The 16,586-nt window shown below is 65.6% G+C and carries 14 protein-coding genes; 9 read left to right on the plus strand and 5 right to left on the minus strand.

The annotated features are described in order from the left end of the window. Positions 1–117: 117 nt before the first annotated feature. Positions 118–963, minus strand: coding sequence for a GDSL-type esterase/lipase family protein (locus THI_RS02560; protein ID WP_176140459.1), 846 nt, complete (start codon positions 961–963; stop codon positions 118–120). A gap of 363 nt (positions 964–1,326) precedes the next feature. On the opposite strand from THI_RS02560, the gene THI_RS02565 reads away from it, so the two are divergent. Next, entirely contained in the window at positions 1,327–3,585 is a 2,259-nt protein-coding gene (locus THI_RS02565; RefSeq protein WP_013104660.1) for a sensor domain-containing diguanylate cyclase, read from the plus strand. A gap of 26 nt (positions 3,586–3,611) precedes the next feature. Here THI_RS02565 and rsmI read toward each other — a convergent pair whose 3' ends face one another. Beyond that, entirely contained in the window at positions 3,612–4,493 is an 882-nt protein-coding gene (rsmI, locus tag THI_RS02570; protein WP_064135001.1) for a 16S rRNA (cytidine(1402)-2'-O)-methyltransferase, read from the minus strand. Between the two features lie 7 nt (positions 4,494–4,500). Between rsmI and THI_RS02575 the strand changes: the two genes are divergently transcribed. The 4 genes from THI_RS02575 to ppa all read left to right on the plus strand — a co-directional run bounded on the left by THI_RS02575 (position 4,501) and on the right by ppa (position 6,837). Then, complete coding sequence (locus THI_RS02575; RefSeq protein ID WP_050985899.1) at positions 4,501–4,875, plus strand: YraN family protein; 375 nt, start codon at positions 4,501–4,503, stop codon at positions 4,873–4,875. A gap of 79 nt (positions 4,876–4,954) precedes the next feature. After that, positions 4,955–5,554 (plus strand): phosphoheptose isomerase, encoded by a 600-nt coding sequence (locus THI_RS02580; RefSeq protein WP_013104663.1) that lies wholly within the window; start codon positions 4,955–4,957, stop codon positions 5,552–5,554. Between the two features lie 50 nt (positions 5,555–5,604). Continuing rightward, on the plus strand, positions 5,605–6,270 hold the full coding sequence (locus THI_RS02585; RefSeq protein WP_231836336.1) for a BON domain-containing protein: 666 nt from the start codon (positions 5,605–5,607) through the stop codon (positions 6,268–6,270). A gap of 36 nt (positions 6,271–6,306) precedes the next feature. Beyond that, positions 6,307–6,837, plus strand: coding sequence for an inorganic diphosphatase (ppa, locus tag THI_RS02590; protein WP_013104665.1), 531 nt, complete (start codon positions 6,307–6,309; stop codon positions 6,835–6,837). Between the two features lie 62 nt (positions 6,838–6,899). Here the strand turns inward: ppa and THI_RS02595 are convergent, their stop codons facing one another. After that, entirely contained in the window at positions 6,900–7,805 is a 906-nt protein-coding gene (locus THI_RS02595; protein ID WP_013104666.1) for an NAD(P)-dependent oxidoreductase, read from the minus strand. Positions 7,806–7,833: 28 nt separating this feature from the next. Then, positions 7,834–9,114: a putative Na+/H+ antiporter gene (locus THI_RS02600; protein WP_013104667.1), complete on the minus strand. Its 1,281-nt coding sequence runs from the start codon at positions 9,112–9,114 to the stop codon at positions 7,834–7,836. 114 nt (positions 9,115–9,228) lie between these two features. Between THI_RS02600 and THI_RS02605 the strand changes: the two genes are divergently transcribed. Then, complete coding sequence (locus THI_RS02605; protein ID WP_013104668.1) at positions 9,229–13,179, plus strand: DUF748 domain-containing protein; 3,951 nt, start codon at positions 9,229–9,231, stop codon at positions 13,177–13,179. Here THI_RS02605 and THI_RS02610 read toward each other — a convergent pair. Next, the gene (locus tag THI_RS02610) at positions 13,167–14,210 is read right to left on the minus strand and encodes a T6SS phospholipase effector Tle1-like catalytic domain-containing protein (protein ID WP_013104669.1); all 1,044 of its coding nucleotides are present in this window, start codon (positions 14,208–14,210) and stop codon (positions 13,167–13,169) included. The two genes, THI_RS02605 and THI_RS02610, sit on opposite strands and share 13 nt — an antisense overlap. Positions 14,211–14,364: 154 nt before the next feature. Between THI_RS02610 and THI_RS02615 the strand changes: the two genes are divergently transcribed. From THI_RS02615 to pncB, 3 genes are read left to right on the plus strand one after another with little or no spacing between them, the layout of a single operon-like run. After that, on the plus strand, positions 14,365–15,105 hold the full coding sequence (locus tag THI_RS02615; protein WP_050985900.1) for a nitroreductase: 741 nt from the start codon (positions 14,365–14,367) through the stop codon (positions 15,103–15,105). After that, complete coding sequence (locus tag THI_RS02620; protein WP_013104671.1) at positions 15,102–15,371, plus strand: DnaJ family domain-containing protein; 270 nt, start codon at positions 15,102–15,104, stop codon at positions 15,369–15,371. Before THI_RS02615 ends, THI_RS02620 begins: the two co-directional genes overlap by 4 nt. Next, positions 15,368–16,585: a nicotinate phosphoribosyltransferase gene (gene pncB, locus THI_RS02625; protein ID WP_013104672.1), complete on the plus strand. Its 1,218-nt coding sequence runs from the start codon at positions 15,368–15,370 to the stop codon at positions 16,583–16,585. The genes THI_RS02620 and pncB overlap by 4 nt, the downstream gene beginning before the upstream one ends. The last annotated feature ends 1 nt before the right edge of the window (position 16,586 follow it).

Below are 16,586 nucleotides of genomic sequence, written 5' to 3' on the forward strand. Positions count from 1 at the left end.
TGCGTGACGCAGTATGGCACAGCAAAAGCCGCTTTGCCTGCGGGCAGGAAGGTCGGTTCAGCGAGCCATCAGCCCACCCCGAAAACCTTCGCTTCGCTCGGTTCTCTGTTCTGGGCACTATGGACTCATGGGACGGTCCGGCGAGATTCTCATGAGTTTGTCCAGCGTGGGCGCGATCGCCTGGGCGATGCGTTCCATGCCTTGCGCATCCGGGTGGAGCAGCACGGTTTGATGCGCCTCGTGCCCTTCGAGATAGAGCGCGGGATCGGGCTGGCCTTGGGCGTCGAGCAGCACATGGCCGACATTCAGGAAGGTCACAAAGGGGCTGTGGGCATAACGCTGGGCCAGCGCGGCGTTGATCTTGAGGGTTTCGGCGCTGATCCAGGCCGAGCGCTTGCTGGGCAGCACGCCGAGCAGCAGCACCGCGGTGTGCGGCAGCAACTGGTGCACCTTGTCCACCACCGCCTCGATGCCCGGCACGGTCAGGTGGGCGCCCCAGTGCGGCCGCCCCAGATTGTTGGCGCCGATCAGCAGAATGCAGACCTTCGGAGACAGCCCCTGCACCTGCCCGTGATTGAGTCGCCACAACACACTGGAGGTGGTATCGCCGATGAAGCCGAGATTGAGCGGCTGGTAGCGTCCGTATTCGCGTTGCCAGATGGGCTGGTAGTCGGCCCAGGGCTGCGGGCTGCTGCGCTCCCAGTTCTGGGTGATGGAGTCGCCCAGCCAGACGAGTTCAGGCTGGCTGCGGCGCACCTGTTGCAGCGACGCTTCAAAGCGCTTGCGCCACCACGGCAGATCCATGCGGCCGATGGGCGTCGCGGCCAGATTGACTGCGGCTCGCGCCTGGGCGGCTTTCAGCCACGGGCTGAACAAAAGCGTACCTGCCGCGGCCCTCAGCAGTAAACGACGCTGCATCGCAGGCGACGAGAAGGACGGTTCGGGGTCGGGCAGTGGAGGCATGGGAGAGGGTTCAGTAAGAGAAACAGCCAGAGAAACGCCGCGCTTACGGTGCTGACTTCGTGAAGCAGTGCGCAATTTTCAACAATTTTTAGCGCTGCGTGAGAGGCTACGGGCCGACAACGTGACGGATTTCACGGACAGGGCGACGCAGCTTCTAGAGAATCTGGTCAAGCCAGAGCAGTCAGCGAATCTGGTGCAGGAATAATGCCTATCTTTCGTTGATTTCTCCAGTTTGTCTGGATTGTCAACAAGTTTGGTTCTTTGCTGACAATCATCGACCGTTTTTTTGGGATGTTTTTCTCTTCATGAAATGTCGTTTTCTGCGCTGAAACTTTGACTCACTGACCCTGCTGCAACGCCCTCATGTGCTCCGTGTCCACCCGCTCCGTGATTCGCTGGCTGTTCTGGTCAGTGGGCCTCGCTGCGTGTTACATCCTGGTGGCCTGGCTGGTTCTCGGGGTGCGGTCGAGCGAGCTCATTCTGTGGCCTTCGGCGGCCGTGGCGGCCTTCGGCCTGATTGCGCGCGGGCCGTCGATGGTGCCGGCCATCGCGCTCGCGTCCTGGGTGAGCGACTACATGCTGTTGGGCTGGGGACTGCAGGCCAGTGCCTTGATCGCGGCGGGCGACGTCCTCGGGCCGCTGCTCGGTCTGTGGCTGTTGCGGCGACGCGCGCGCTGGCAGGGTTTCGAGACGACGGCCGACGGTCTCTGGTTCATCGGCGCCATGGGCGTAATCGGCGCGGGGGTCTCTGCGGCCGTGGGGGCCGCTGCCGCGGCCACCTTCGGTTTTGGCCAGACCCCCGTTTCGCCTGATCTGGGCGTGCAATGGTGGGTGACCGATATGGCCAGCATCGTGGTGCTCACCCCCGCCGCCGAACTGCTGCGCCGGGTGTCGCTGCAGACCTTGCGGGCGGCGTTCAACGGGGAAATGGTGTGGCTGCCGGCGCTCGCGGTGATCGGCACCCTGCTGGTCTATCTCATGCCAGTCGGCCAGAGCGCGCTGCCCATCGGGCTGGCGAGTCTGGTCATGTTGCCGCTGCTGTGGTCGGCGATGCGCTTGCCGCTGGCGGTTTCCGCTGCCTTGAGCGCGGTCATCAGCCTGCTGATCGTGACGGCGACCGTGCTGCAGCAAGGCCCGATGTACAGCATGCTGGGCAGCGATCGCTTCATGTCCATGCAGATCATTCTGCTGGCGTTCGCCAGCGCCATGCTGCTCGCCGGATTGCTGGCCAACGAGCGCACCGTGGCACTCAAACAGGTGCGCGACATCAATGCCACGCTGGAAAAAAAGGTCAACCGTCGCACCGCCGCGCTGCAGATCAGCCAGGCCACCACGCAGGCGCAGTTGCGGTTTCAGGAATCGCTGCTCAACGCCCTGCCCAACCCGGTGGCGTTCAGCGATCCGCAGGGGCGGTTCACCCGGGTGAACGTGGCCTTCAACCTGCTCGTCGGGCTCAGCGGCCCGGAAATTCACGGCCGCACCGGGACGCAGATTCTCGGCACCACGCTGGGCCGCATTTGGGAAGACATGGACAGCGAGTTGCTCTCCGGCAGCCTGCAGGTCACGCGCGAAGCGCCTTATCTGCATCCCGATCATGAGCCCACGGTGTGGATTTTGAACAAGGCGCTGGTGCGCGACGCGGTCAGCCGCCAGATCGTGGGCGTGGTCACCAGCATGCAGGACATCACCGCCATCAAGCAGTTGCAGCAGCAACTCAGCGAAGACGAGCAGCGCTTTCGCTTCCTCGCGGAAGAGTCGCCGGTGCCGCTGGTCATCACTCGCACCAGCGACGCGGCGCTGCTGTTTTCCAACAAGGCCGCCGACAGTCTGTTCCGCGGCTCGTATGCGGAGCACGCCGGGCAGTCGATGCGGCCTCTTTGGGGCGATTCGGTCGATCGCGATCAACTGCTGGCTCGGCTGCAGCGCGAAGGCGGCATCGTGCGCGGCGTGGAGGCCCAATTCCGTCGGTTCGACGGCACCGAGGTCTGGCTGCTGCTGTCGGTCACCCGGGGGCGTTACCGCGACGACGACGCGCTGATCTTCGCCTTCAAGGACATCACCGAGGCCAAGGCGCGTGAAAGCGAATTGCGCAATCTGGCCTACACCGACACGCTCACCGGCATTCCGAACCGCCGCTACTTTCTGGCCCGCGCCGCACTGGAGCTGCGCCGCGCGCAGCGTGAGGGCAGCCCGTTCGTGGTGCTGGCGCTGGACATCGACCGGTTCAAACAGATCAACGACCGCTTCGGCCATCAGGTGGGCGACGCTGTCATTCGCTGTTTTGCGCAGACCTGCATGCAGCAGTTGCGCGGGCCCGATCTGTGTGGACGGCTGGGGGGCGATGAGTTCGCCATTCTGCTGCCGCAGACCACGCGGCAGGTCGCGTTCGATGTGGCGCAGCGCCTGCGGCTTTCCATTCAGGAAGCCAGCTGCCTGCCCTCGAGCGCGCCTGATGGCTTGACGCTGACCACCAGCATCGGCATTGCCGAGTTCCTGCCGACTTCCACCCTGATGGACGCCGACGAATTGCTCGACCGCGCCGACCAGGCGCTCTACCGCGCCAAACAAGCCGGACGCAACCGGGTGGAAATCTGGACGGGTGAAGCCCCGGCGCCGGTGTGAGGCGGGGCGCTCGATCAGCCCATTTATCAGCCCTGTTTTTGATCGAGTAACCAGCGGTACAGCGCATCGCGCTTCAGCCCGGTGAGGTCGGCCGCCACCGCCGCCGCGCGTGAGGCGGGCAACTCCTGCGCCAGCCGCTGCAGCAGGGCGATGGCTCGGGTGTCGAGTTCCGCCACGGCCGCGCGCGGCTGCAGCAGCAGCACGAATTCGCCCTGCGCCCGCCGGGGATCGGCATCGAGCCAGTCGAGCGCGGCTTGCGGCGTGCAGGGCAGCAGGGTTTCGAACTGTTTGCTCAACTCCTTGGCGAGGACGAGTTGCGCTTGCGCGTCCAGATCCAGCAAGGTGAGCAGGCAGTCGCGCAGCCGGTGCGGGGCTTCGAAAAACACCGTCACCCGCGAAGCCTGTAGCGCGGCCTGCAGAAAGGCGCGCAGCGCCACTGCCTTTTCGGGCGCGAATCCCGCGAAGCAATAACCCGAGTGCAGATCGAGGCCGCTGGCGCTGAGCGCCGTCGTCACCGCGCTGGCGCCCGGCAGGGGCATCACCCGCAGCCCGGCGGCATGAGCGGCCGCGGCGATGCGGCTGCCCGGATCGCTGATGCCCGGCGTGCCCGCGTCGCTGACAAAAGCCACGCGCTCGCCCGCGGCCACCGCGGCGACGATGTGCTGCGCGGCCTGCGCCTCGCGGTGCCGGTCGCAGCGCAGCGTGGGTTTGCGCAGCCCGTAGGCTTCGAGCAGACGCTGCGCCACCCGGGTGTCTTCGGCCGCGATGCGGTCGGCATGGTGCAGTACGGCCAGGGCGCGCAGGCTGATGTCGGCCAGGTTGCCGATGGGCGCGGACACCATGTAGAGCGCGGGCGGAAAATCCTGCTGGGCGCAGAATTCCAGTGCGGTTTGGAGGGGAGTGGACATGGCGGGCATGTTGCAAATGTGGAAGCAGCGCGCGGCGCGCCGTCTGGGGCAGTCGGCAGAAGCGCGGGCCTGCGCCGAGTTGCAGGCCCGCGGCTTGCGGCTGGTCGAGCGTAATTATCGGGTGCGGGGCGGCGAGATCGACCTGATCATGCGCGCGGCCGACGGCACGCTGGTCTTTGTCGAGGTGCGCGCCCGCAGCAACGCGGCGGCGTATGGCGGGGCGGCGGGCAGTGTCGATGCGCGCAAACGCCGCCGTATTGTGCTGGCCGCGCGTCACTATCTGGCGCGTCTGGTCGAGGAGCCGACATGCCGTTTCGATGTGGTTGCGCTGGAAGCGGGCAAGCTGGAGTGGCTGCCCGGCGCGTTTTCGGCGGAAGAGTGACGACGCAGGCAGGACAACACGCAGGCCGCGCAGGCACTCGACCCCGACTAACATCGCCCTTTTGTCTCTCAGTCACATCATGCTAGAGCAGCGTATCCAGCAGCATTTTTTCGACAGCGCCGATCTGAAGTACCAGGCGGCCGAGGCGCTGACCGGGCCGATCGCGCGCGCCGTCGATGTGCTGGCGACAGCGGTGTCGAACGGGCACAAGATTCTGATCTGCGGCAACGGCGGATCGGCCGCCGATAGTCAGCATCTGGCCGCGGAACTGGTCGGCCGCTTCGAGCGCGAGCGCCCCGAGCTGGCCGCCATCGCCCTCACCACCGACACCTCCACCCTCACCGCCGTGGCGAACGATTACGGTTTCGACCATGTGTTCGCCAAGCAGGTGCGGGCGCTGGGTCTGCCCGGCGATGTGCTGGTGGCGTTCAGCACCAGCGGCAATTCGTCGAGCATCGTCGAAGCGGTGCGGGCCGCGCAGGCCAGAGAGATGAGCGTGCTGGCGCTGACCGGGCGCACCGGCGGCCGGGTGGCCGGCCTGCTGCGCGAAGCGGATGTGCATATCGCCGTGCCCAACGATCGTACCGCCCGCATCCAGGAGGTGCATCTGTTGACATTGCATTGCCTTTGCGATGGCTTAGACTGGGTGCTGATGGGTGAACCGGAGTCTTTGGCATGACACAGATGAACGTAGATATTTGTTCTAAATCGGCTTCCGCCGCTAGCGGCGTGCGTCGTTCGCGCGGTTTGTGGCGCGCGGCCAGTCTGCTGACCGTCGTGCTCGCGGCCACGCAGTTGCAGGGCTGCTTCGTGCTGGGCTTGGGCGCGGTGGGCACAACCGCCTATGTGGCAACCGACCGACGCACGGCGGGCTCCATCCTCGAAGACAACACCATCGAGCTCAAGGCGGACAACCGCATTTCTTCCGCCCTGGGCGCCGGTGTCAATGTGCGCGCCGTGAGCTACAACCAGCAGGTGCTGCTGGTCGGCCAGGTGCCGAGCGAGGCCGATAAACAGAAGGCCGAACAAGTCGTCAAGGGCGTGCCCAATGTCAAGGCCGTGCTCAACGAAATTGACATCGGGCCTGTGGCCGACCTCAACCGCAGCGCCACCGACACCCTCATCACCACCAAGGTGCGCGCCCGCCTGATCGACGCCCGCGATATTTTCGGCAATGCGTTCAAGGTGACTACGTCCAATAGCGTGGTCTACCTCATGGGCATCGTCACGCAGCGCGAGGCCGACCGCGCCGTGCAGATCGCACGCGACACCACGGGCGTGTCGAAGGTCGTGACCATGTTCAACATCATCAGCGAACAGCAGTTGCAGGACATGCGCAACCCGCAAAAAGAAAACGCACCGCCGCCCGAGCCACGCGGCAATAATCCTGCCTAAATTTTTTCTACCTCTCTCTTAACCCAAGGACTGATTATGAGTTTGCGCGACGTGCCTGCGGGCAAAAGCCTGCCTGACGACTTCAACGTAGTGATCGAAATTCCCGCGCACGCGCCGCCGGTGAAGTACGAGGTGGACAAGGCCAGCGGGACGCTGTTCGTCGATCGCTTCATGTCCACCGCGATGCACTACCCGTGCAACTATGGCTACATTCCGCAGACCCTGTCGGAAGACGGTGACCCGGTGGACGTGCTCGTGGTCACCACCATTCCGCTGGTGCATGGCTGCGTGGTGCGTTGCCGCCCCATCGGCATGTTGAAAATGACCGACGAAGCCGGGGTGGACGCCAAGCTCATCGCCGTGCCGGTGGAAAAACTGCTGCCGCAGTACCGCCACATCCAGAAGCCCGAAGACCTGCCGCCCGAACTGCTCAAGCAGATCGAGCATTTTTTCAACCACTACAAAGACCTCGAAGCGGGCAAATGGGTGAAGACCGAAGGCTGGGCCGGGATTGATGCCGCGCGCGCCGAAATCACCGCCAGCGCCGCGCGCTACACGGCTAAATAATCGTTGTCGGTAAAAGCAAAGGCCACTCTCGGGTGGCCTTTGTCGTTTGTGGACGGGCGGTTTCAGTCGTTCTTGTCACGCAGCCGCTTGAGCAGCGACGAGGTGTCGAGCCGCCCGCCGCCTGCCGCCTGCACATCGGCGTAGAACTGATCGACCAGGGCTAGGACCGGCAGCCGCGCGCCGTTGTGGCGGGCCTCTTGCAGACACAGACCGAAGTCTTTGCGCATCAGATCGACGGCAAAGCCGAAGTCGTAGCGGCCCTCGATCATGGTCGGGCCGCGGTTGTCCATCTGCCAGCTCTGCGCCGCACCTTTGCCGATCACCTGCAGCACCGTGGACAGATCCAGCCCGGCGTGCTCGCCAAAGGCGATGGCCTCGGCCAGGCTTTGCACCACGCCGGCGATGGCGATCTGGTTGACCATCTTGCAAAGCTGCCCGGCGCCGTTGTCGCCCAGCCGGGTGACGGCGCGGGCGAACGCGGCAATCACCGGCTGCGCCCGCTCGAACGCTGGGGCCTCGCCGCCGCACATCACGGTGAGTGTGCCGTTCTGCGCACCGGCCTGCCCGCCCGAGACGGGGGCGTCGAGAAAAAATAGGCCGCGTTCGCGCGCCGCAAGGCCCAGCTCGCGGGCGACATCGGCCGAGGTCGTGGTGTGGTCGATGAACACCGCGCCGGGCTGCATGCCGGCGAAAGCGCCGTCCGGGCCGAGGGTCACGGCGCGCAGGTCGTCATCGTTGCCGACGCAGGAGAACACGAAGTCGGCCCCCGCCGCAGCTTCGCGCGGTGTCGCTGCTGAATGCCCGCCGTTGCGGCGCACCCAGTCGTGGGCCTTGCTCGCGGTGCGGTTGTAAACAGTCACGCGGTGCCCGACGCGGGCCAGATGCCCGGCCATCGGGTCGCCCATGACGCCCAGGCCGAGAAAAGCGACGGTGTGAGTTGCAGAGTCAGGGAGGGTGGGAGTATTCATAGGTTAGGAAAGCGTTTGGAAAAAAGGATCACAGCAGCCAGAAGCAGCCCATCGCCACTGCGGTGGGCAGCAGGGCGGCGGCCAACAGGCCCAGCGGCTGAACCGCTCCTTCGTCAAAACAGCTGCGCAGCAGGGCGATGCCAGCCGGATTGGGGGCGTTGGCGATGACCGTGAGGCCGCCGCCGCTGACCGCCCCCGCCACCAGCGCGTATTTGAATTCGGGGCTCAGGCCCTGCACCAGCGAGCCGAGGTAGGTCAGCGCGGCGTTGTCGGTGATGGCCGTCAGCGCCGTGGCGCCGAAAAATACCGCGGTCGCATCCATGCGGGTGAGCAGCGGTTGCAGCCACCATTGCTGCAGGCCGCCCAGCACCACCAGCCCGCCCAGAAAGAAGCCCACCAGCATGCCTTCCTTGAGCATCAGGGTGTCTTGATAGCGCGCGTAGGCGGTGGCAAAACCGACGAAAAACAGCAGCAGGGGAATGAACACCGACGGGTGATGGGCGAACACCACGACGGCCACCAGAAACAACAGGTGGATGCCGATGACGCTCAGCGGCGCGCGTTGTTGTGCGGGGTCGGGCGTATCCACCGCGGCCGGTCGCGCCAGGCCGGCCAGTTCTCGGCGGAACATCAGGGTGGCGCCCACGGCGTTGATGGCCACCGCGATGGCGGCTTTCCAGCCGAAATGGGTGAACATGAAACCCAGATCCCACTGCCAGGTCGAGGCCACCATGAGTACCGGCGGCGCGGCGAAATGGGTGAGCGTGCCGCCGATGGATACGTTGACGAACAGCACCCCCAGGGTGAGGTATTTGAGCCGCAGCGACACTTCGGCGCGAAAAATGCGGTCGCGCAGCAACAGGGCGGCCAGGGTCATGGCTGCGGGTTCGGTGATGAACGAACCCAGCAGCGGCACGAGCACCAGCAGAAGCAGGTAAAACATGATCGCGCCCGGCAGGGGAAGGGCGCGTTCCAGCCCGTTGACGACGTCGCCCGCAGCCTGGAGGATGGGCCGGGTGCCTGCGATGACCATGATGGCGAAGACGAACAGCGGCTCGGTGAAATCGCGCGAGTCGATGTAGCCCACCGCTTCATGTTGCCCTAGCGTGGCGAACAAAAACACCATGAGCACCATGGCCCAGAAACCAAACACCACCTCGACCTCGCCGAGCAGATGCCACAGCCCGGCGTGCGCGGGCTGGCGGTGCGCCAGGCCCTCGAAGAATTTGGTGGAAAAGGTATGGATCACCGCAATGGCAAACAGGGCGGCGCCTACGTACTGGACATAAGCGGGGGTCGAGTCGGTCATGGGTTCGGGTGGATTGGCGGCAGGCGCAACAGACCCTGATGGTATCGGCCGAAGCGGCGGCGCGCCGCGGGGTGGAGCCATAATGCAGTGCATCCAATCTTTCGCGAGGTTTTGATGTCTGCCACTGCTTCGTCCGTCTGGAGGCGACTGCGCCGCGTGCTGCTCAGCCTGCCGGTGCTCATTGTGGCGGGCCTGTTCGTGTTTTACGTGGCTTTTGGCTACCTTGCGGTCGGGCCGCTGGCCGAGCATTACATCCCCAAGCTGGCGCAGTCGCAGCTCGACAGCCGGGCCACGGTGGGCAAGGTGGCGTTCGACCCCCTGCACCTGAATCTCACGGTGGACCAGCTGCAACTGAGCACGCCGCAAGGGGCGCCGCTGGCGGGGTTTGGCAAGCTGTTCGTCGATTTTGCCCCGGTCAGCCTGTTTCGCTGGGCGTGGACGTTTCGTCAAATCCGCATCGATCAGCCGCAGGTGAATGTGGCCATTGCCCAAGGCGGTGCGATGAACTGGGGCGCTCTGGTGCGCGCCCTGCAGCGCGGCCCCAAACCGGCCAAACCTTCCGACACCCTCCCGCGCGTGGTGATCGAGCAGTTGCAGATCGCAGGCGGCACGCTGCGCTACGCCGATGCCAACCGCCCCCATCCCTATGCCACGCAGTTGACGCCTTTGAACGTGCAGATCAACGATCTGTCCACTCTGCCCAAGGCGCGCGGGCAATACGCCATCAGTCTGGTGCTGCCCGAGCAGAAGGCCACGCTGCGCTGGAAGGGCTATGTGGGCGTCAATCCGCTGGTGTCCGGCGGGCAGGCGGAACTCACCGAGCTCGACCTGGCGGCGGCGGCGCGGGCCGTGCCGAATCTATCGAGCACCTTGCAGATCACCTCGGGCACAGCGTCGATTCATGCGGCCTACAGCGCGGTGCAGGGGCAGCAAGGCTGGCTGTGGGCGATCAATGACCTCGGCGCGCAAATTCAGACCTTGGCCGCGCGGGCGGGCGCCGCCGCCGTGCAGTGGCAAAACCTGAAACTGGATCGGGCAAAAATCGACGGCGCCAAACGCACCGTGTCGATGCAGTCTTTGTCGCTGGACGGATTGAGCGCCGCCTCAGGCCGCGATCAGCTGCAGTTCCACACCGCGCAACTGCAAGGTGCACAGCTCGACTGGGGTCGGCAACACGCAGGTTTCGGGCCGCTGCGAGTGCAAGACATCAGCGGGCAGATCGGCCAGGCCGCACTGCAGGCGGGTAGCCTGCAGACGCAGCCGGGCACGGTCGATCTGGCCCAGCGCACCCTGCAACTGCCGCAAATCACCCTGCAGAACAGCCAGTTGCGCGCAGAGGCTGCGCAGGCAACTCCCTGGCTGTCGCTGCCCTTGCTTCAGGTCGATGCAATGCAGGCCGATTTGGCACAGCGCCGCGTGCAACTCGGCGCCATTCAGCTCGACGCGGCCCGAGTTCAGCTCAAGCGTCTGGCGAGCGGGCAGATCGATCTGCTGCAGGCCTTAGGCGCCTCCAAGGCGTCGAAGCCGACCCGCCTGCCCGCCTCAGTGCCCACTTCAGTGTCGGCATCAGCCGCTCAGCCCGCTGTTCAGCCCGTCTCCGCCTGGACTCTGGAAGTGCAGCGCGTCGCCACCCGGGTGCAGGCGCTGGATTACACCGACCAGAGCTTCAAGGCGCCGCTGCAACTGCAGCTCAGCGACCTCAAGATGAACTCCGCGGCCAAGGTGGTGCTGCCTGCGGGCAGCCCGGCGCAGGTTCAGGCCAAAGACCTGCAACTGCAACTCGGCGCGATGCAGCTCGACAGCGCCCGCCAAGCGCTGGCGCGGTGGAAAAGCCTGCAACTCGGCACCAGCGAAATCAGTCTGCCCGCGTCCGGCGTGGCCCATATTCGCGCCGGGGCCCTGCAAGTGGACGGCTTCAATACCGAGGTGACTCTGGCGCAGAACGGCCTGAACTGGGCGCAGGCCTTTGTGCCCGCGTCCGCTACTCCCGCCTCCGCAGCGCCTCCACCCGCCAAGCCTGCCGCACAAAACCCGGCTGCCAAGCTGCCCGATCTGCAACTCAAAAGCCTTGCTCTGCGCGACTTCTCGGCTCAGGTCGAAGATCGCCAGACTTCCGCGCCCCTCCGTCTGGATGTGGTGCAGGGTCAGGCCAGCGCCCGCAACCTCAGTCTGGATTTGCGCAAACCCGTAGCGCTGCAAGTGCGCTTCGCGCTCAAGCAGGGCGGGCAGTTCAGCGCCCGCGGTCAAGTGGCCCCGCAGCCGCTGGCCGGCACGCTGCAGGTGCAACTTCAGCAGCTTGCGCTCACCCCCTACGGCAGTCTGCTGGCGCCTTATGTGCGGCTGCTGCTTACCAGCGGAACCGCCTCGGCCGACGGCACGGTGAAGCTGGGCAAGGGCCAGGGCAGCGTGCCGGAGGTGAGCTATGACGGCCGTGCGCAGATCGACAACCTCGCGCTGGTCGAGCCCGAAGGGCGCACGCCGTTTCTGGGCTGGCGCAAGCTGGCGGCCACCGGGCTGGGCGTCGATAGCGCGCCGCTGTCGGTCAGCATCAACGCGCTACAAGCGGTGGAGCCCTATGGGCGCATCGTCATCAACCCCGACCGTACGCTCAATGTGCAGGCCATCCTGCTCACGCGCAAACCCGCCCAGAGCCCGCCGCCTGCCGCTGCCGGCCATAGTGCAAACAAGCCCTTGCCGCTGGCGCTGCGCATCGACCGCACCGCCATCGAAAATGCCGATGTCGACTTCACCGATCAGTCCATCAAGCCCGACTTCCGGGTGCGCATGCAAAAGCTCTCCGGGGTGATCAACGGTCTGTCAGACGCGCCCGACAGCAGCGCCCAGATCGAACTCGACGGTCAGGTCAACGACTACGGCTCGGCCAAGGTGCGGGGGCAGTTGCAGCCCTTCCGCGCCACCCAGAACACCGACGTCACGCTGGATTTCCGCAACCTGAACATGGCCTCGGTTTCGCCCTACTCGGGCAAATTTGCCGGGCGCACCATCGAATCGGGGCGGCTCGATGCCAAGCTGCAGTACAAGATCGTCAAGGCGCAGATGCAGGGCAAAAACCAGTTCACCATCACCCGGCTCAAGCTGGGCCCGCATGTCGACAGCCCCGGCGCGATGAACCTGCCGCTCGATCTGGCCATCGCCGTGCTGGAAAACAGCGACGGCGTGATCGACATCGACCTGCCGGTGCATGGCGACCTGAACAACCCCAAGTTCAGCTACGGCGGCATCATCTGGCAGGCCATTGTCAACGTGCTGACCAAGATCGTCACCGCGCCGTTCCGCGCGCTGGGCGCACTGTTCGGCGGCGGGGGCGAGCAAACGCCGCAGAACGTGGCTTTCGCCCCCGGCAGCGCAGTGCTGGCGCCGCCCGAGCGTGAAAAGCTGCTGCATATCGCCGAGGCGCTGCGCAAGCGGCCGCGGCTGCAATTGCAGGTGCCGCCCACGCTCGATGTCGCGCGCGATACCGCCGCGCTGCAGCAGGCCGCGGTGCGCCGTCAGGTGCTGCTCAAGCTGGGCGTGACCGTGCCGCCCGATGTCAGCCCGGGCCCGCTCGATCTGGGCAATGCCCGCACCCGCAATGCCATCACCGCGCTCTACCTCGACCAGCACCCGACCAGCGCGCTCGATGCGCTGAAAAAATCGCTGCCCAAAACCGATCAGCCGGAGCAGGCTTTGCTGCACGCCATGCTGGCGCAGTTGGCCAAGGCGGTAGTGATTCCCCAGTCGGCTCTCGACGCGCTGGCGCAGGCGCGGGCCAAGGCCGTTGTCACGGCGCTGACCACCGGCCCCAAGGCCTTGCCTGCGATGCGGGTGCAGGCGGGGACTGCGATCAAGGCCGCAGAAGAGACGGCGGGCAAGATGGCGGGCAACGGCGACGAGAAAGACCAGGAAAAGGACGTGGTGCTCACGCTCGGTCTGGCTTCAGGTCAGGCGACTGCAAGCGCACCAGCCGGAGTGCCGACCGCTGCGCCGACCACATCGCCAACAACGGCACCACAAGCGCCCGCTGCTGTGTCTGCTGCTTCTGCCGCGGCCGCTCAGGGCAAGTAAGTCACTGGCCGCATGGCGAGAAAACGCTCCAGCGCGGGGGGGCGATAGTCGGGCAGGGTGGAGTGTCGGCTGAGGGTGGAGGTATGCACGCCCTCGTGACCCGCGGGGTTGGCCTGTCCCGGCTGGCGTTCGCGCTGGCCCAGCAGGCGGTAGAACAGCGTCAGGGTGTCGCCCATTTGCGCGGCGGGGTCGCCATGCGGGGGAAGCAGGGCCGGGTCGAGCACCAGACCGCAGCGTTGCGCCCGGTCGGCCATCCATAGCAGCGCACCGTCAGAAAGGCCGGTGAGCGTTTGCCCTCCGCCCACATCGCCATGCACGCCCGGAAACCAGGCCTGCTCCACCACCTGATCGGTGGCGTGGCTTTGCTTCTGCCAAAGCGTCGGCACGAAAGGCTTGCGGCGCTCGTCCAGCGCCAGTGCCTGATAGCCGTAGCGCACATGGCTGCTCAGCGCCACGTCGTGAAACTCGTACAGAGGTTTGGTCCAGAAGCGCAGCGGGGTGACGGGTATGCCCAGGGCGCCCACCGTATCCCAGACGCCGATGAGTTCGATGGGCGCGTCCGGCCAGGCGTAGGCCTCGCGAAAGGCGACGGATTGCGGCGCGTTGGGGTGGCTGTCGGGCGAACGGTCGCGGTAGAGCGCGTAGGCCTCGCCCACGCGGCCGACATGCTGCGGACGCAGGATGCCGCAATTGCGAATCAGCCCGCCCACGCTGCGCACCGTGTACGCGCCGCGGCTGTAACCGAATAGAAAGATCTGGTCGCCCGGGTGATAGTTCTGCACCAGAAACAGGTAAAGCTCGCGGATATTGGCCGAGATCCCCAGGCCAAACGCGCCCCCGGTGATTTTGTCCCACAGGCCGCCCTGTTCGCCCAGACCTTTTTGGTAGAACACCACCTGATCGATGCCATGACTGTCTTGCGGCGCGACGGCGACCGAGAGCTTGACCACATTGGTCGGCGTGGGCGCGTTACCGTCGTTCTGGTCGGGCTTGCTCCAGGTGCCGTCGGCGAACAGGGCGATGCGTTTCATGTGAGGAATCCGCAAAGGTGTTACGTTTTTTCACGTTTGGACTTTGCGAATGATGGGGCGACCAGTGCGGCTTGCCCACCCCCAAACCCGGTGTCGCGCAGGGCTTCGATTCGGGGGGATAGACTGGCGCTGAATGACCGCATTCGCTTCAGCCATGACCCATCGCCTTCCCATCGCCTCGGCAGAACAAACGCCCCCCGCACCAGAGACGCAGTCCGCAGTGGATGGCGCGATTACTTCGCGCCGTTCCATCCGCCGCTTTCTGCCCACGCCGGTGCCGCGCACCACGCTCGAGGCCATCCTGCAAGTGGCCGCGCGCGCGCCGTCGGGCACCAACACCCAGCCCTGGCAGGTGCATGTGCTCACGGGCGCGGCGCTCGCGCGGCTGTCCGCTCGCATCCTGGCGGCGTATGACGATCCGGCACAGGCCGCGCAGCACACCGAGGAATACGCCTACTATCCGCGCGAATGGCGTTCGCCCTACATCGACCGCCGCCGCAAGGTCGGCTGGGACTTGTACGGTCTGCTGGGCATCGCCAAGGGCGACAAGCCCGCCATGCACGCCCAGCATGGTCGCAACTTCCGGTTTTTCGACGCGCCGGTCGGACTGATTTTCACCATCGACCGGGTGATGGAGCAGGGCAGCTGGCTCGACTACGGCATGTTTTTGCAGAACATCATGGTGGCGGCGCGCGGTCGTGGCCTCGACACCTGCCCGCAGGCCGCGTTCACCCAGTTTCACCGCCTCATCGAAGACGAATTGAAGCTCGACGCCTCAACGCAGCAAGTCGTCTGCGGCATGTCGCTGGGCTGGGCCGATCCTGCGGCCATCGAAAACACCCTGGTCACCGAGCGCGCGCCGGTGGCTGAATTCACCCGGTTCCACGACGCATGAACGCGCTGGCCTTCATCGGCGAAACCCGCATTGCCCAAGCCGTGCAGGAGGGCAAGCTCGACAACCTGCCCGGCGCCGGACGCCCGCTCGATCTCACCGTGCGCGACGGCGCGCTCGAAGCCCAGGCGCGCCTCGGACTCCAACTGCTCGACCGGGCGCGCCGCGTGCGCACCGATGCCGCGCAAGACCAGCGCGAACGCGCCGTGCTGCGCCTGCTTTGGGCCAAGGCGCTGTCACGCCAGCGCCGCAACTCGTCCAACCCATGATCATCGAATCGCTGCTTGACACCGACCTCTACAAGTTCACCATGATGCAGGTGGTGCTGCATCACTTTCCCGGCGCGCAGGTGGAGTACCGCTTCAAATGCCGCACGCCCGGGGTCGATCTGGTGTCGCGGCTGGGCGAGATCAACGACGAACTCGACGCCCTCTGCACCCTGCAATTCAAACCCGACGAACTCGACTACCTGCGCAGCCTGCGTTTCATCAAGAGCGATTTTGTCGATTTCCTTGCGCTGTTCCGCCTCAACCGCCAGCGCATCCGCGCCACGCCCGCTGCCGACCCGGCTGCACGCGAACGCGGCGAGATCGACATCGCCATTCAAGGCCCCTGGCTGCACACCATTCTGTTCGAAGTGCCGGTGCTAGCCATCGTCAGCGAGGTATACGCCCGCCACGCCCATGCCGATGCCGACCAGCACGCGGGCCTGGCGCGTCTTGCCGACAAGATTGCCCTGCTCCATACCCCGGAGCTGCAAGACTGCCGCATCGCCGACTACGGCACCCGCCGCCGCTACTCGCGGCGCTGGCAGGCCCAGGTGCTTGGGCGGCTGCATAGCGGCCTCGGCCCCCAGCTTGCGGGCACCAGCAATGTGCTGCTCGCCAAAGACATGGGCCTCACCCCGCTGGGCACTATGGCGCACGAATACCTGCAGGCCTGCCAGGCGCTGGGCCCGCGCCTGCGCGACACCCAGGTGTTCGCCTTCGAGATGTGGGCCAAGGAATACCGCGGCGACCTGGGCATCGCCCTGGCCGACGTGTATGGTCTGCAAGCCTTCCTGCGCGACTTCGATCTGTATTTCTGCAAACTGTTCGACGGCGCCCGGCACGACTCGGGCGATCCCTTCTCATGGGGCGAACAGATGATTGCGCACTATGCCAAGCACCGCGTCGATCCCCGCACCAAGACCCTGGTGTTCAGCGACATGCTCACCATTCCCAAGGTCATCGCGCTTTACCGGCAGTTTCACCAGCGCGTCGGCCTGGCCTTCGGCATCGGCACCAACCTCATGCACGACCTCGGCTTTGAAGCGCCGCAGATGGTGCTCAAAATGACCCGCTGCAACGGCCAGCCCGTTGCCAAGGTCAGCGACGCGCCGGGCAAGAATATGTGCGACGACCCGGCGTATCTGGCCTATCTACGTGAAGTCTTCCAGATCCCCGCCGACCAACTGGTCGAGCATGATGGGGAAGACGGGTGAC

Origin of the sequence: Thiomonas arsenitoxydans, from assembly GCF_000253115.1 — a bacterium.
Classification (GTDB): Bacteria; Pseudomonadota; Gammaproteobacteria; order Burkholderiales; family Burkholderiaceae_C; genus Thiomonas; species Thiomonas arsenitoxydans.

Bases quoted from the DNA above. Each gene is read 5' to 3' on its own strand.
- THI_RS02560 (WP_176140459.1), bottom strand. From the start codon at position 963: ATGCCTCCACTGCCCGACCCCGAACCGTCCTTCTCGTCGCCTGCGATG.
- THI_RS02565 (WP_013104660.1), top strand. From the start codon at position 1,327: ATGTGCTCCGTGTCCACCCGCTCCGTGATTCGCTGGCTGTTCTGGTCA.
- rsmI (WP_064135001.1), bottom strand. From the start codon at position 4,493: ATGTCCACTCCCCTCCAAACCGCACTGGAATTCTGCGCCCAGCAGGAT.
- THI_RS02575 (WP_050985899.1), top strand. From the start codon at position 4,501: ATGTTGCAAATGTGGAAGCAGCGCGCGGCGCGCCGTCTGGGGCAGTCG.
- THI_RS02580 (WP_013104663.1), top strand. From the start codon at position 4,955: ATGCTAGAGCAGCGTATCCAGCAGCATTTTTTCGACAGCGCCGATCTG.
- ppa (WP_013104665.1), top strand. From the start codon at position 6,307: ATGAGTTTGCGCGACGTGCCTGCGGGCAAAAGCCTGCCTGACGACTTC.
- THI_RS02595 (WP_013104666.1), bottom strand. From the start codon at position 7,805: ATGAATACTCCCACCCTCCCTGACTCTGCAACTCACACCGTCGCTTTT.
- THI_RS02600 (WP_013104667.1), bottom strand. From the start codon at position 9,114: ATGACCGACTCGACCCCCGCTTATGTCCAGTACGTAGGCGCCGCCCTG.
- THI_RS02605 (WP_013104668.1), top strand. From the start codon at position 9,229: ATGTCTGCCACTGCTTCGTCCGTCTGGAGGCGACTGCGCCGCGTGCTG.
- THI_RS02610 (WP_013104669.1), bottom strand. From the start codon at position 14,210: ATGAAACGCATCGCCCTGTTCGCCGACGGCACCTGGAGCAAGCCCGAC.
- THI_RS02615 (WP_050985900.1), top strand. From the start codon at position 14,365: ATGACCCATCGCCTTCCCATCGCCTCGGCAGAACAAACGCCCCCCGCA.
- THI_RS02620 (WP_013104671.1), top strand. From the start codon at position 15,102: ATGAACGCGCTGGCCTTCATCGGCGAAACCCGCATTGCCCAAGCCGTG.
- pncB (WP_013104672.1), top strand. From the start codon at position 15,368: ATGATCATCGAATCGCTGCTTGACACCGACCTCTACAAGTTCACCATG.